Annotated in this window: 15 protein-coding genes; 4 read left to right on the plus strand and 11 right to left on the minus strand. The window is 64.1% G+C overall.

Going from position 1 to position 14,661, the window contains the following annotated elements; genetic code table 11:
• Positions 1-96: 96 nt before the first annotated feature.
• The 7 genes from C1H69_RS12150 to C1H69_RS12180 form a co-directional block, all read right to left on the minus strand.
• Positions 97-1,779, minus strand: a complete 1,683-nt coding sequence (locus C1H69_RS12150) for a NapC/NirT family cytochrome c (protein ID WP_240609927.1) — start codon at positions 1,777-1,779, stop codon at positions 97-99.
• 170 nt (positions 1,780-1,949) lie between these two features.
• Entirely contained in the window at positions 1,950-3,560 is a 1,611-nt protein-coding gene (locus C1H69_RS12155) for a nitrite reductase (RefSeq protein ID WP_102653676.1), read from the minus strand.
• A 214-nt stretch (positions 3,561-3,774) separates the two neighbouring features.
• Positions 3,775-4,545, minus strand: a complete 771-nt coding sequence (locus C1H69_RS12160) for a Crp/Fnr family transcriptional regulator (protein ID WP_102653677.1) — start codon at positions 4,543-4,545, stop codon at positions 3,775-3,777.
• 28 nt (positions 4,546-4,573) lie between these two features.
• Positions 4,574-5,485: a c-type cytochrome biogenesis protein CcmI gene (gene ccmI / locus C1H69_RS12165; RefSeq protein ID WP_102653678.1), complete on the minus strand. Its 912-nt coding sequence runs from the start codon at positions 5,483-5,485 to the stop codon at positions 4,574-4,576.
• A gap of 18 nt (positions 5,486-5,503) precedes the next feature.
• On the minus strand, positions 5,504-5,992 hold the full coding sequence (locus C1H69_RS12170) for a cytochrome c-type biogenesis protein (RefSeq protein WP_102653679.1): 489 nt from the start codon (positions 5,990-5,992) through the stop codon (positions 5,504-5,506).
• On the minus strand, positions 5,989-6,567 hold the full coding sequence (locus C1H69_RS12175; protein WP_102653680.1) for a DsbE family thiol:disulfide interchange protein: 579 nt from the start codon (positions 6,565-6,567) through the stop codon (positions 5,989-5,991). Before C1H69_RS12175 ends, C1H69_RS12170 begins: the two co-directional genes overlap by 4 nt.
• Entirely contained in the window at positions 6,567-8,564 is a 1,998-nt protein-coding gene (locus C1H69_RS12180) for a heme lyase CcmF/NrfE family subunit (RefSeq protein ID WP_102653681.1), read from the minus strand. Before C1H69_RS12180 ends, C1H69_RS12175 begins: the two co-directional genes overlap by 1 nt.
• A gap of 363 nt (positions 8,565-8,927) precedes the next feature.
• Between C1H69_RS12180 and C1H69_RS12185 the strand changes: the two genes are divergently transcribed.
• Complete coding sequence (locus tag C1H69_RS12185) at positions 8,928-9,500, plus strand: peptidylprolyl isomerase (RefSeq protein ID WP_240609928.1); 573 nt, start codon at positions 8,928-8,930, stop codon at positions 9,498-9,500.
• 105 nt (positions 9,501-9,605) lie between these two features.
• On the opposite strand, the gene C1H69_RS12190 is transcribed toward C1H69_RS12185, so the two are convergent.
• Positions 9,606-9,992 (minus strand): VanZ family protein, encoded by a 387-nt coding sequence (locus C1H69_RS12190; RefSeq protein ID WP_102653682.1) that lies wholly within the window; start codon positions 9,990-9,992, stop codon positions 9,606-9,608.
• The gene (hemE, locus tag C1H69_RS12195; protein WP_102653683.1) at positions 9,985-11,067 is read right to left on the minus strand and encodes a uroporphyrinogen decarboxylase; all 1,083 of its coding nucleotides are present in this window, start codon (positions 11,065-11,067) and stop codon (positions 9,985-9,987) included. Before hemE ends, C1H69_RS12190 begins: the two co-directional genes overlap by 8 nt.
• 172 nt (positions 11,068-11,239) lie before the next feature.
• Between hemE and ribA the strand changes: the two genes are divergently transcribed.
• From ribA to C1H69_RS23575, 3 genes are all read left to right on the plus strand, one after another.
• Positions 11,240-11,875: a GTP cyclohydrolase II gene (gene ribA / locus C1H69_RS12200; RefSeq protein ID WP_102653684.1), complete on the plus strand. Its 636-nt coding sequence runs from the start codon at positions 11,240-11,242 to the stop codon at positions 11,873-11,875.
• A gap of 46 nt (positions 11,876-11,921) precedes the next feature.
• On the plus strand, positions 11,922-12,593 hold the full coding sequence (gene trhA / locus C1H69_RS12205) for a PAQR family membrane homeostasis protein TrhA (RefSeq protein WP_102653685.1): 672 nt from the start codon (positions 11,922-11,924) through the stop codon (positions 12,591-12,593).
• 222 nt (positions 12,594-12,815) lie between these two features.
• Complete coding sequence (locus tag C1H69_RS23575; protein WP_165789469.1) at positions 12,816-12,983, plus strand: hypothetical protein; 168 nt, start codon at positions 12,816-12,818, stop codon at positions 12,981-12,983.
• Positions 12,984-13,109: 126 nt separating this feature from the next.
• Here C1H69_RS23575 and C1H69_RS24410 read toward each other — a convergent pair whose 3' ends face one another.
• The gene (locus C1H69_RS24410; protein ID WP_205738476.1) at positions 13,110-13,835 is read right to left on the minus strand and encodes a reverse transcriptase domain-containing protein; all 726 of its coding nucleotides are present in this window, start codon (positions 13,833-13,835) and stop codon (positions 13,110-13,112) included.
• Entirely contained in the window at positions 13,813-14,379 is a 567-nt protein-coding gene (locus C1H69_RS24415; protein ID WP_205738477.1) for a reverse transcriptase domain-containing protein, read from the minus strand. The genes C1H69_RS24410 and C1H69_RS24415 overlap by 23 nt, the downstream gene beginning before the upstream one ends.
• Between the last annotated feature and the right edge of the window lie 282 nt (positions 14,380-14,661).

The following is a 14,661-nucleotide window of genomic DNA, read 5'->3' on the forward strand; positions in this document are numbered from 1 at the left end:
CTGGGCCACCCCGCCTGTCAGCAGAGTGGCCAGGATGGTGGAACCAAGCGTCGGAAATCGTCTTGCCATGTGAATGTCTCCGCTGGCGTCCGCGCATCACCGAGAGATGCGCGTCGCGTTGATTTCCACCATGTCGTCGTCGAAATCACCGGGGATCTCGGCGTCGAACGCCAGGCCGTACTGCCAGGAGACATGATGGAAGCGTGAGTCGGCATGATCGTCGTGCAGTGCCACGTTGAAGCTGTACTTGCCATCGGTCGAAAGCGGCTTGTCGCCTTCCACCCCGGTGCGCAGGGCGCGGGTCAGGTAGGCGGTCCACATGCCGTCCTGTTCCTCGGCGCTGAAGACAACCGCCTGGCTGTCGGCGAAGTGACGCTCGTCGAGGATATAGCCGGACTCGGTGGAACCATCGCCGCTATTGAAGCGCGACACGTTCAGGTAGACCCCTCCGTCGAGCAGCTCGCGGATCTCCTGTTCGTCCTTCAGCTTGTCCCAGCCGCCGCGAGCGGCACCGCGACGACCGCGAATCTCGATCTCGGTGCGGCTTTCGGTCAGGTACTTGGTGACGCCATTGTCGCTCATCAGGTCGAGACGCTCCGCCAGCTCGCCCGCGGCCAGGGCTTCCGCCTCGGGGGCATCCGGCATGTAGGCGGAGTCGTGGTGACAGCTGGCCCAGCAGCCGGCGCGATCGGCCATGTCGACACGGTCGTCGGAAAAGCTGACGGTAAGCTTCACGGGGTTGTCCGGGTCCATCATGCCGCCATCCACGAAGGGCAGTGGTGCATGCTCACCGGCTTCCCACTGGAAACGCATGAACAGGTAGTCGTCGTCGAAGGAGGCCTGCACGGTCATCGGCACATGGCCACGCTTGCCACCCAGGTCATAGGTCTCGATCTTCTCGGCACTGACGGCGAGCTGGCCGATCTGCTCCTCTTCGTCCTGGTGGCACCAGAGGCAGCGATCGCCAAAGCTGAAGGCACGGCCGCCACCATGGGCGCTGCCATCCTGGATCCATTCAATGGAAGCCTGCCCCGGCAGGAACAGGGTCATGTCCAGCGCTGGAATATCGTCCCAGTCCAGGGTCGAGGCAATGTCTCCCTCGGCGGCCACGGCTTCACCCAGGTCCTCGGCTTCCAGCGGCATCTCGGGCTCGCCACGCTCGGGAAGGTCGGTGACCGGCTCGTCATGCTCGAAGCGGGCCAGCCACACCTCGGACTCATCCCAGTCTTGCGGCAGCTCGTGGGCGATGCCCTGATGGCATTCGATGCAGGTCTGACCCTGCTCGAAGCCACGGGCATGCTCACGTGCGGCACGCGGCGCTTGCTGCTCGAGATCCATGGCCGACCAGTCATGACAGTTGCGGCACTCGCGTGAGTCGGTACGCAGCATGGAATGCCAGACGTTCTCGGCCAATTGCAGCCGCTTGCCCTCGAACTTCTCCTTGGTATCGATGGTACCCAGCATCCAGTGCCACACCTCACGGCTGGCCTCGATCTTGCGGATCATCTTCGGGCCCCAGGCGTCCGGCACGTGGCAGTCCGAACAGGTGGCGCCCACCCCGGTGGCGTTCTGGTAGTGCGGGCGATCCAGATATTCCTCATGCACCCAGCTCATCTCATGGCAGGCCGTGCTGCAGAACCTGAAGCTGTTGGTGGCTTCCATCACGGTATTGAAGCCACCCCAGAACAGGATGCCGGCAACGAAAAATATCACGGCGGCACCAAGCGATGCCCCCATGATGGTGAACTTGCGCCAGTTGCGAAGACGCTCCCTTTTCATGTCAGTCTCCCGAAATTGTCATGGCTCGGTTCTTGCCCTAATTAGCCTTGCCGCCTGGTCGAGGTGGTGTTGTCCGGCCCCTTTCCCAGCCGCTCCGACCCCCGGGGCGGAGTGAAACGGCTGAAGAAGGGGCCGGGGCTCCATGGGAACCCCGGCGGTACGGCCGGCGATCAACCGGTGTGGTTCTTGCGGTTGTAGACGTTGAACTTGCCGGTCGGCGTGTGCAGGCCATCGATGACCGCCTTCACTTCCAGGGTCTTGTCGTCGTAGACCACGATGGCACCATCATCCTGATGCCCACGGCCACGCGCCCAGATGGAGACCCACACTTCGGTGCCGGTCTGGTCGTATTCCATGTGCACGGCAACGGCGTCATGCTCGGCGGGGCGGTCGGCCACATGGATCGGCGTCAACTCGCGGGTCTCCTTGTTCATGACCATGACCCACTGGTTCACATCGGCCTCCGGATGCATGGCCTGATCGATCCAGACGTTGCCGGATTCCGGATGGCTGCGGATGAACAGCCCCGGGCCGTCGGTTTCCACGGAGAAGCAGATTTCCCAGGCCTGGTCCGGATGCCCTTCGGGGTCGTTGCCCCAGACGGTCATGCGGCCTTCACCCAGGTGAGGTGTGCCCGCCACCGGGCCGCACTCCGGGTCGATCCAGTTGGCGCCCGGGCCGGGGTGGGGAATCTGGCCGGTTTCCAGCATGCCCACCCGCTTGCGCTCCACGGTGTCGGTGAACACCATCTTGTTGCTGAAGTTGGCGGCGATCTGGAAATAGCGACCGGTGGGATCGAGGAAGCCGTCGTGCAGGAACTCGGCGCTCTCGATCATGTCCACCCGCAGGTTGTCCAGATCGGAGTAGTCCACCTGCCAGATCTGCCCGGTCTCCTTGACGTTGACCAGGAAGCTGGGCGCATGGGGGGTGTTGTACAGCGCCGCGACACGGGCCTCGTGGACGTAGTTGCCCTCGGTATCGTAGCCGCGGGTGGAGACGACCTTCAGCGGCTCCATGGTTTCGGCATCGGCGATGACGAAGTGCGGCGGCCAGTAGGCACCACCGATGACGTACTTGTCCTTCCACTCGCCATAGTGGGAGACGGCCACGTCACGGGCGTCGATACCGATGAACACCTCGGCGGTTGCCTGGGGCGGATCCATCCACAGGTCGATCTTCGACAGTCGACCGTCACGGCCCTGGACGTACCAGAAGCGACCGTCGGAGCTTTCCTTGGCCACGTGTACGGCGTAGCCGGTCTCGGCCTCGGTGACGAGCTCCTTGGTGTCGCCGTCGATGATGCCCATGGCACCGCGGTCACGCAGAATGGTGACCATGAAGTTTTCCCAGTTGCGGTCGTGCTGGGGCTCGGTGGGCCACTCCTCCTGCGGCACCAGGATCTTCCAGGTGTCGCGAATGTCGGAGAGCGACATCTCGGGCGGTTCTTCCGGCGTCTGCTGAATATATTTGGAGATCAGGGTGATCTCTTCCTCGTCCAGGATGCCGTCGAAATTGTTCATCCCGCCTTCGGTACCGAGCGTGATGATGCTCTCCAGACGGCGTTGGCCCAGCTCCTGGGTGGTTTCGGGCAGCAGATCCGGACCGGTGGCGCCGCCACGCAGGGTGCCGTGACAACCCGCACAGCGCTGGAAGTAGATATCACCGGCGCGATCCATTTCTTCCGCGGACATTTCCGGGGCCGCCGCATGGGCGGTGCCCATCATGGCGGCCAGCGGAAAGCCGAGGGCGAAGATCCCCTTGCTCAATGTTCTCTTGTACATGACGTGCCTCGCTTGGTTTCCCCCTTCGGGTAGTGGCTGGCGGGTGCCCCGGCATGACCTTTCTTTTCTGCACCAAGCGATCATGACCATCAGCCACCCTCCACCTTCGCCAAGTAGTACCAGCTTTCCCCCCGGGCTCACTTGATCACTGTCAATAGATGCATCTAAGAGTTGACTTATGTCACAAGAGGCGCCAACAAAAGGGGTTCGGCACTCAACGACCCGGTCGAATCACGTCGGCAACCGAGGCCGCCATGGCACCCTTCAAGGAGGCGGGAGCCAGGGCGGCAGCGCCGCCACTGGCGTTGGCAAAGCGGCGCAATGCCGACACGTCCTCGACCTCGACGCAGTTGCGCTCGCAGTGCACGCCCACCTCCCTGAGGCGGGCCATTGCCCGTGAGAAACTCTCCGGTTTCATGCCAAGGCGCCCGGCTATCAGCATCTTGTCGCAGGGCAGGCAGACGGTGGCACGCCGGGCGTCGCAGGGGCACAGCGAGACGATGAAGGTCGCCAGGCGCTGGTAGGTAGGCTGGTTGGTGAGCTGATCGAGCTGACGCACCAGGTAGCGCAGCATGCCCGAGAGGTTGGCCAGCAGGTTGAGCGCCAGGCCATGATTCCGTTCGAGCGTGGTCAGGAAATGCTCCGCGGTGAAGATCAGCAGCCGGGCGTCCTCGGCCACCGCGGCATGAACCGGAAAGCCCAGACGGTCGAACATGGCCGCCTCGGCGAACGACTCGCCCCGGGTGAACAGCCCCACCATGCACTCGTTGCCGTCGGGGCTTTCCCGGAACAGCTTCACCCAGCCGCCGAGTACCACATAGAAACGGTCCGCCGGCTCCCCTTCACTGAACAGCAGGGTGCCACGCCGATAACTGCGCTCCAGGGCCCCGCTGGTCAGCAGCGCCAGGGTCTCGTCTTCCAGTCCCGTGAACAGGGGTACCTGCCGGACGGCCTGAAGGGCCTCGCGGCTCAGCGGCGATGTCATGACCACCTCCTCGATTTCGTCTTCACATTCAGCCCTCCGCAGCGGCCTGTTCCACCTGGGACAGGTTGCCTCGAATGACGCCGGCTTCCGGAGAGTCGGCCGGCAACACCCCAAGCAGACGCTCCCAGTGCCGCCGTGCGGCACCCAGATCCGCTTCCTCGAACGCCAGGGAACCGGCCATCCACAGCCCCTGGGCGTGGTCGGGATCAATGGCCAGGGCCCGCTCGATCAGGATCGCCGGCTCGCCGCCCATGCTGCCCTGACGCTCGGCCAGGACATCGGCATAACGGGTCAGCAGATCGGGGGCGCGCTCTCCGCCGTGGGCCATGGCCTCGCGGAAGGCACGCTCTGCCGCGGCCAGGTCATCCAGGAAGACCAGGGTTCGGCCCAGCAATACCCAGTCTTCGAGTTCGCCAGGATTCTGGGCCAGGCGCCCTTGCAGCTGCCGGGAGAGCATTTCGAACTGGCGCCGCATCGACGCCTCGGAGGCCGGTGGTGCCGTGGCGGCCGTCTGGCTCTCCCCCGGTGGCAGCCGGGTCGCGAAGACGTCCTCGGCATGACCCACGCTCAGGTAGATACCCATGGCCATGAACGGCAGCACGGCGACACTGACGAAAACCGCCATTCCGGCCACTCGCTGCGGGCCACGGCCCCGTTCGGGCCGGGTCGGGCTGGCAACGGCTTCATCCGGCTCGATGGCGCCGCTGTCGAGCAGCTCCCGTTCGAGATCGGCCAGGGCGGAGTCGTACTGCGACTGGGTCAGGGTGCCCGTCGCCAGGTCCTGGTCGAGCTCGCGAACCCGGTCGCGATGGACCGCCAGGTTGATTGCCCGGCGGAAGTGGACCCGCTGCTGGCGAGGTTCGCGCAGCAGCGGGTAAACCACGAAGGCCAGTGCCGCCACACACAGCGTCAGGGCCAACATCAGGAACATTCCGTTCATCTCATGGCCTCCAGGTAATCACTCGCCACTGCGCAGCCGCTGCAGCGTCTCGCGCTCCCGCTCGGTGAACTCGGGACGCTGAACCATGCGCTTGCGTCCGCAAATGACTCGCCACCAGACGCCCACGCCAACCAGCATCAGCAGAAAGGGGCTGGCCCACAGCAGGGCGGTATTGGCCTGCAGTGGCGGCCGGTAGCGCACGTAGTCGCCGTAACGTTGCACCATGAAACCGATGATCGAATCGGCATCGTGGCCGGCCAGGGTCATGTCATGGACCCGGCGACGCATGTCGGCGGCAAGCTCGGCGTTGGATTCGTGGATGGTTTCGCTCTGGCAGACCGTGCAGCGCAGCTCGCGCACCAGGGTCTCGTACTGGTGCCGCTGGGCCTGGGTCTCGAACTCGATCGGCTCGCCGATGGCCAGCGCCACGGCAAGTCCCGCTGGCAACAGCCAGGCGGTCAGCCAGAGCGGTATACCAATGAAGGCATGGAAGAGTCGCCGTTTCATGACCGTGCGACCCTCCTGCCGTCGGCTCCGTGCCGCTCGGTTCGGAGCTGCTCCGCTCTGAGCTTGTCGACCAGCGGAAGCACCTCGTCGAGCAGCAACTGACGCGTCAGCAGTCCGATACGCTTGTAGCGGATCACCCCTTCGGCATCGAGGACATAGGTCTCGGGCGTGGCATAGACACCCCAATCCATCCCGGCGTCGCCCCGCGGATCATAGGCAATGGTCTGGTAGGGGTTGTCGCTGAGCGCAAGGTAGCGCAGCGCCGATTCGCGCTCGTCGCGGTAGTTGAAGGCGTGGATGGGAATACCGCCGCGGGCCAGCTCCATGAGCAGCGGCTTCTCGGAGCGGCAGGTGCTGCACCAGGTGGCCCAGACGTTGACCAGGGCCACCTCGCCGATGAAATCCTGCTCGGTAAGGATGCGGCTGGCGTCTTCCAGCGACTCCAGCTCGAAGGCCGGGGCCGGCTTGCCCACCAGCGGCGAGGGCAGGTCGCGGGAGTTCAACCCCAGACCAAGGAACAGCAGCCCGAGCAGTGCCGCCACCGCCACCAGCGGAATCAGGATACGCAGGTTCATCAGGTGGTCACCCCGCGAGACGGGCTCTGTACGGCCTGATGCTGGACGTCGGTGGCCCGGTTGCGAACCAGCCGGTAGCGCCTGTCGGACGCGGCCAGCAGCCCACCGAGGGAAAGCAGGATGGCCCCGGTCCACATCCAGAACATGTAGGGCTTGTAATAGAGGCGGAAGCTCCAGGCATCGCCCACCAGGCGCTCGCCCAGGGAGACGTAGACGTCGCGGGTCGCCCCGCGGTGCAGCGAAGCCTGGTTCATGGGGTTCCGGGGCTGGGTATCGTAGTAGCGCCGCTGGGGCAGCAGGGTGGCGACTGGCCGGCCGTCACGGGTCACTTCGACAACGGCCTGATCGGCATTCCAGTTGGGGCCCCGCGCACTCTCCATGCGATGAAGGGTGAAATCGTAACCGGCAGCGGAGGCGGTCTGGCCGGGCGCCATGCGCACGTCGCGCTCGACCTCGTAGGTATTCACCATGGCGATGGCCACCACGATCATCGCCAGCCCCACATGGGCCAGGTGCATCCCCATGAAGCTCGGCCGCAGGACCTTGCGCAGCCTTGCGGACAGCGGCTGGCGGCTGGAACCCAGGCGCTTGTGGATATCCAGCAGCGCGGTGAGGACGATCCAGATGGCCAGCATCAGCGACAGCGCGGTCAGCGGCCGCCAGACGCCCGCCGTCAGTGGCCAGAGCCCGCCGGCGATGGCGCTGACCAGCAGTGCCCAGCGCAGCTGGCGAAAGGTGTCGCTCGGACTGGCCTGCTTCCACATCACCACGGGGCCCAGGCCGATCAGGAACAGCAGCGGCAGCATCAACGGCGCGAAGACCGCATCGAAGTAGGGAGGGCCCACGGAAATCTTGCCCAGCCCGAAGGCGTCCAGCGCCAGCGGATAGAGGGTACCGATGAACACCGCGGCACAGGCCACCGCCAGCAGCGCGTTGTTGGCCATCAGCAGCGACTCCCGGGAATACCAGGCGAAGGAGCCGCCCAGCCCCACCTTGGGCGCTCGCCAGGCATAGAGCGTCAGCGACCCCAGCAGCGTGAGGCTCAGCATGCCGAGGATGAAGACGCCGCGCTCCGGGTCGGTGGCGAAGGCGTGAACCGAGGTGATGACGCCCGATCGCACGATGAAGGCACCGAGCACGGTCAGGGCGAAGGTGATGATCGCCAGCATCAGGGTCCAGACCTTGAAGCCGCCGCGCTTTTCCGTCACCGCCAGGGAGTGGATCAGCGCGGTGGCGGTCAGCCAGGGCAGGAAGGAGGCGTTCTCCACCGGATCCCAGAACCACCAGCCGCCCCAGCCCAGCTCATAGTAGGCCCACCAGGAGCCAACGGCGATGCCCAGGGTGAGGAACACCCAGGCCACGGTGGTCCAGGGGCGCGACCAGCGGGCCCAGGCGGCATCCAGCCGCCCCCCGATCAGCGCGGCAATGGCAAAGGCAAAGACCACGGCGGTACCCACATAGCCCATGTAGAGCAGCGGCGGATGCAGGATCATGCCGGGGTCCTGCAGCAGCGGATTCATGCCGCGGCCATCCAGGGGCCCTGGAACGATGCGATCGAAGGGGTTCGAGGTAAAGACCGTGAAGGCAATGAAGCCCACAGAGACCATGCCCAGCACGGCCAGGACCCGGGCCAGCATTTCCCGGGGCAGCGACTGGCTGAAGATCGCGACCGCAACGCCCCAGGCCCCCAACAGCAGTACCCACAGCAGCAGCGACCCCTCATGGCCTCCCCACACCGCGGTGACCTTGTAGATCATCGGCTGGCCGAGGCTGGAGTGGCTGGCCACATAGCGAACCGAGAAGTCGCCGACCGCGAAGGCCCAGACCAGCAACGCAAAGGAGAGCGCCAGAAAGACGAACTGGCCGGTGGCCAGGAAACGCGCCGTGCGTATCAACCGTGGATTACCGAGCCATACGCCCACCAGCGGTAGTACGCTCTGGAGAGCTGCCAGGCACAGCGCCAGGATCAGTGCAACGTTGCCGAGTTCCGCCACCATGGGTTGGCTACCTCCTGCCTGTCCCCGGCTCGGAAAGGATCCTCTGTCAGCCGGTCACGATCTGGGCCTCATGGCCGAGTCCCACATCGGGCTCCGTAGAGCGATAAAGAGGCCTCGACCTGCATGAATCGAATGGTCCGGCGAACGGCGGATAAAAGCCATACTGAATGCATCTTTACTCCCGGCGCATGTGACCCACGTCAAACAATCCGCCGCGGTCGGATGTCGCGCCATCGCCGGAAGCGTCAAAAGCCTGACAACGCGGGTCTCTGGCCGTAAGCTAGGCGCACCATGCCGATCCCTGGTCATATCGATCCTGCGCATCCGTCATTCATCTCTTTCGTTCATAAACAGGAGCCACTCGTGCTGAAGCGAACCCTGATGACCCTTCTCGTTGCCGGCACCCTGCCACTGGCCGCCCAGGCCAATGCCCATGACGCCGATGTCATCCTGCACACCAGCCATGGCGAGATCGCCATCGAGCTGTTCCAGGAGCAGGCCCCCGAGAGCGTCGACAACTTCCTGGCCTACGTTCAGGACGGCCACTACGACGGCACCGTCTTCCACCGGGTGATCGACGGCTTCATGATCCAGGGCGGCGGCTTCGACGAGGACTTCCGCCAGAAGCCCACCCGCGATCCGATCACCAACGAAGCCGACAATCGCCTGAAAAACGAACGTGGCACCCTGGCCATGGCGCGCACCGGCGCTCCACACTCTGCCACCGCCCAGTTCTTCATCAACGTGGCCGACAACGCGTCTCTCGACCACCAGGGCACCCACTCCGGTCAGGCATGGGGCTATGCGGTGTTCGGTCGAGTGGTGGACGGCATGGACGTGGTGGACACCATTCGTGCGGTACCCACCACCACCCGGGGCCCGTTCCAGGACGTGCCCGCCGAACCGGTGATCATCGAGCGCGCCGAACTGCGCTAGGCTCGCTGCGAGCGCTCGGCTGGAAACGACGGCGCCCCGTCACCATGCGGTGACGGGGCGCCGTGACATGACGATCTGTCAGGCGGTTGACCAACCGGCCAGCCACTAAGGTGAGGGTTGTAAAACGCTCCGGCGCAAAGCGTGCAGCACCAGCAGCCCCGTCGCCGCACCCAGCGTATTGGCGAGTATGTCCCCCCAATCGCCACCGCTGCGGTCGGGTACCGGGATCTGGGCATATTCGATGACGATACCGTAGAGCACCACCGCCACGAAGGCCCGCCTCAATCTCACTCCGGCGAGACCCACCAGCCACGCCAGGCCGCCATAGCCGACGAAGTGGTTGAACTTGTCCCAGGGCAGCGTGTCGGGCATCTCGCTGCCCGGGGTCAGGCTGCCGATGGCGATGACCACGGCACCCAGAACGGCCAACACCGCCCAGAGGCGGTGTCGATCATGCCAACGCTGCAGCCAGTGTCCTTGACGATCAGGCATTCTGGTGCTGGATGGCACGGTGATACTGCGGGCTCAGCTCATTCAACGCCTCCATGAAGGCGGTGACATTGTCCGGATTGGTGAACTGGCTGATGCCGTGGCCCAGATTGAAGACATGGCCAGGGCCGGAGCCATAGCTGTCGAGGATCCGCCCCACTTCGGCGCGAATGGCCGCCGGACGGGCGAACAGCACGTTGGGGTCCAGGTTACCCTGCAACGCCACCTTGTGGCCGACTCGGGCGCGGGCATCGGAAAGCTCCGTCGTCCAGTCGATGCCCAGGGCATCGGGTCCGGCCAGCGCCAGGTCCTCGAGCCACTGCCCTCCGTTCTTGGTGAACAGGATCACCGGCACGCGGCGACCGTCGTGCTCGCGGATCAGACCGGCAACGATCTGCTCCATGTAGCGCAGCGAGAACTCCAGATAGGCCGGCGTCGAGAGCACGCCGCCCCAGGTATCGAAGATCTGCACCGCCTGGGCACCGGCACGGATCTGGGCGTTCAGGTAGTCGGTAACGGTGTGAGCCAGGGTGTCGAGCAGTTGATGCATCGCATCCGGATTGTCGTAGAGCATGGTCTTCACGTGGCGGAAGTCCTTGCTCGAGCTGCCTTCGACCATATACGTGGCCAGCGTCCAGGGGCTGCCGGAGAAACCGATCAGCGGCACGCGGCCGTTGAGTTCGCGACGAATGGTCGAGACGGCCCGCATCACGTAGTCCAGGTCGCGCTCGGCATCCGGCGCCTTGAGCGCCTCCACGTCGGCCACGGTACGCACCGGCTTGCGGAACTTCGGCCCCTCGCCGGTCTCGAAGTAGAGCCCCAACCCCATGGCATCGGGAATGGTGAGGATATCCGAGAACAGGATGGCGGCATCCAGCGGATAGCGCTCCAGCGGCTGCAGCGTCACTTCACAGGCCAGGTCGTGGTTGCGGCACAGGTCCATGAAATCGCCGGCTTCGGCGCGGGTGGCGCGGTACTCCGGCAGGTAACGGCCGGCCTGGCGCATCATCCATACCGGCGTACGGTCTACCGGCTGACGCGACAGGGCGCGCAGAAAACGATCGTTCTTGAGATCCATGCAGGCAGTCATCCCCAGGAAATGTCGCCCCATTGTAGCGCATCAAAACGGCTCAGGCTTGACCGAGGCCAAGGTCCGGGGCCGGCTCCGGTCGTGAGCGCCGCCCGCGTTCCTGCTAGAATGCGAGCTTCATCTCCTACGGCACCACCGTGGTCTTTCACCGAGGTACTCCGTGACGATTCGATTCATCGCCGCCTCCCGGCTGCCCACTCCCTGGGCCACCTTCACCATGCATGGCTTCGAGGACGACGCCACCGGCAAGGATCACATCGCCTTGACGCTGGGCGACGTGGCCGATGGCGAGCCGGTGCTGGGGCGGGTGCACTCCGAGTGCCTGACCGGGGATGCCCTGTTCTCGATGCGCTGCGACTGCGGCTACCAGCTGCAGGAAGCGCTCAAGCGTATCGCCGACGAAGGGCGCGGCGTGCTGTTCTACCTGCGCCAGGAAGGGCGCGGCATCGGCCTGCTCAACAAGATCCGCGCCTACCATCTGCAGGACCAGGGTGCCGACACCGTGGAAGCCAACGAACAGTTGGGCTTCGGCGCCGACATGCGCCGCTATGACCTTTGCGTGCCAATGCTCGATCATCTGGGCGTCACGGGCCTGCGATTGATGACCAATAACCCGCGCAAGGTCGACGCCCTGTCCCAGGCCGGCGTCATCGTGACGGAACGAGTTCCGCTCACCACCGGTCTCAATCCTCATAACGAACACTATCTCTCCACCAAGGCCGGCAAGCTCGGCCACATGATGGCGCTGGGCGACTTCACCCAGGCCAGCGACGTGGATATCGAACGCAAGCCCTGAGCCAATACCGGTGTCGGGGAAACTCCGCGAAAGAAAGGAGCCCCCGATGACGCGAATCTCAGCCGATGGCGAACACCTCTTCAGTGCCGCCGAGGAGCTACTGCACAGCATCAGCCATGGCGTCGGCGCCGTCTTCAGCCTGGCCGGTGTCACGGTACTGATCGTGCTGGCCAGCCTGGCCGCCGATATCGACCCGTGGAAAATCACCGGGATCAGCCTCTATGGCGTCACCCTGGTGCTGCTCTATACGGCATCCACTCTCTACCATGGCGTCAACCATCCCCGCCTGAAGCGACGCCTCCAACACGTCGACCACTGCGCCATCTACCTGCTGATCGCCGGCACCTATACACCCTTCCTGCTGGTCAACATGCGTGGCCCTACCGGCTGGACCCTGTTCGCCGCCGTCTGGTCCCTGGCGCTGGCCGGCATCGCCTGCAAGGTGCTGTGGCCCCACCGTTTCGCCGTGTTGCGCGTCGCCATCTATCTGGTCATGGGCTGGATGATCGTGCTGGCCAGCGGCGAGATGGCAGCGAGCCTTTCGACCAGCGGCATCGCCCTGCTGGCCGCGGGTGGCATCACCTACACCCTGGGCGTCATCTTCTATGCCATCCGCGCGATTCCGTACAACCACGCCATCTGGCACCTGTTCGTCATCGGCGGCAGCGTCTGCCACTACTTTGCGGTGTACGCCACCGTGCTGCCGCACGGGGCTTGAGTGGTCTGAGGAGCCGAACGTGACCAGGCTCGGGACTCAGCGCTTCTCGGCTGCGGCTTTTTCGCGCTCAATGGCCCATGGTCGACATGATGATAGTCATACTCGAGCCCGAGCTCCTCCAGGGTCTAGGCGACCCGTAGAGAACGGGACGGGGAAAAACCGTACAGCGTAATCATCGAGTCACTCCAGGAACCGAGCGTCATGGCCGGTTGAAACCACGCGTTGTTCACTGATCCGCCACTCGGTGAGAAGTTCCGCAGGCTTGCCATGCTCGACAAAACGGTCGAGCAGGCCCAGATTGAGCATCTCGACCTGCACGCCTTCGGCGACCAGCAGGTCGTGCTCGGCTCACCGACCAAGGTGAAGCAGAGCATGGGATACCAACGTTGACCCTCCTGCCTCTACCGCGTGGTTCAAAGGTCGGGTAGACCAGGCGATTGCTCCCCCGGCCCCCACAGATCCGGACGTGCGCAATTAACGCATCCGGCTCCTCAATCAACAGCTTTGCTGAAGGGTTCAACATCGGTGGATAATCCTCGCCCATGGCAACGGTAGCGCCTTACGCAGTACGTCCACCCGATCCCAAACGTTGCGCGCCTTCTGGGACCGTTGTCCCAACCATTTAATCCAGCAGCGCTCCACTCGATATCGGAATGCCTGCAATGCTTTCATATTTCCACGAATGCCATAGTAGGCATTGTGCCCCTGAACTTTCCTGCAAAGTTGGCGGTGCTGGTCACGGAGAGGCGAATGTCGGTTGGCACGACACCATACCGCAATCCGCTTAAGGCCACGCCGAAACCGGTCTTTAGCGGTCTTCCGCTTGATGACCCAACAACCCCGCCAGGATTTCCCCCAGTAGTGGGTGAAGCCCAGAAAGTCGAAGGTCTCGGTACGCTGCTCGCGATGCGGACGGAACCGCACCAAGCGGGTCTTGGTCGGGTGCAGGGTGAGACCGAAACGCGCGAAGCGCTTGGTTAGTACCGCCATCACCTTGCGGGCATCGGCCTCGTTGCTGAACGCCAAGATGGCGTCGTCGGCAAACCTCACCTCGAACGCACGCCCCTGAAGGCGTGGTTTGACGTCACTCTCAAACCACTCGTCCAGAACATAGTGGAGATAAACATTCGCCAACAATGGGGAAATCACACCCCCCTGGGGGCTGCCTATCTCTCCCTTTTGCCATAGCCCGTTTTCAAGTACCCCGGCCTTGAGCCACTTACCGATCAGGCGAGAGATCATCCCGTCCTTCACTCGTCGCTGCAGAAACGCGCAGATGTTGGTGGTCGATCGTGTCGAAGAAGGCTCGGATGTCCAGGTCGATGACCCAGCCGCCTCCCATCGACGAGAGTCCATCCCACACCGCCTTGATGGCCTGGTGCGCAGAGCGCCTTGGGCGGAAGCCATATGAGCAGTTCAGGAAGTCGTGCTCATAGAGGGGTTCCAGCAGGGCGACCACTGCACGTTGCAGGACCTTGTCTTCGAAGGTGGGGATACCAATCGGCCGTGTGGTACGTCCATCCCCTTTGGGAATGTGGACGCGCCGCACCGGCGGTACCCGGTAGCGACCGCTCTTGGCCTCTTCCAGCAGACGCTGGATGTTGGCCTCGAAGTCACGCACGAAGTCGTCCGCCGACTGACCATCAATCCCGACGGCACCATCCCGGCGCGTCATCAGGTAGGCCGTTTTCAGCCACTGGGCGTCGATGTGGTGCGCCAGTGACGTGAAGGCACGCTGCGGGAAGCGCTCTACCAGCGCTGCTATCCGCATTTGTGATGTGTACATGGACACAGGTTCCTGTGCACCTGCCATGTTTCCCTCATGCGGTTCTGATGATTGATCGCCCCTTCCCTCCAGCGGGTCCCGTCGAGCCGGTTCCCCACCTTCCCTAGTACTATGAGCGACTCCGACTCCCGCCTTTCCGTCCGGCTGGCTCCTTGTGATCGCCTGGCCGTACCCCCTAAGTGCCTGCACTTCGCTCCCAGCACCATCAGGCACGACAACACTGGACCTGGAGCTTTCGAGACAAGCAGTCCCCGCCTGTTCTCTTATCTTCGGGGGAGAAAG

Origin of the sequence: Billgrantia endophytica (assembly GCF_002879615.1) — a bacterium.
GTDB classification, from domain to species: Bacteria; Pseudomonadota; Gammaproteobacteria; order Pseudomonadales; family Halomonadaceae; genus Halomonas; species Halomonas endophytica.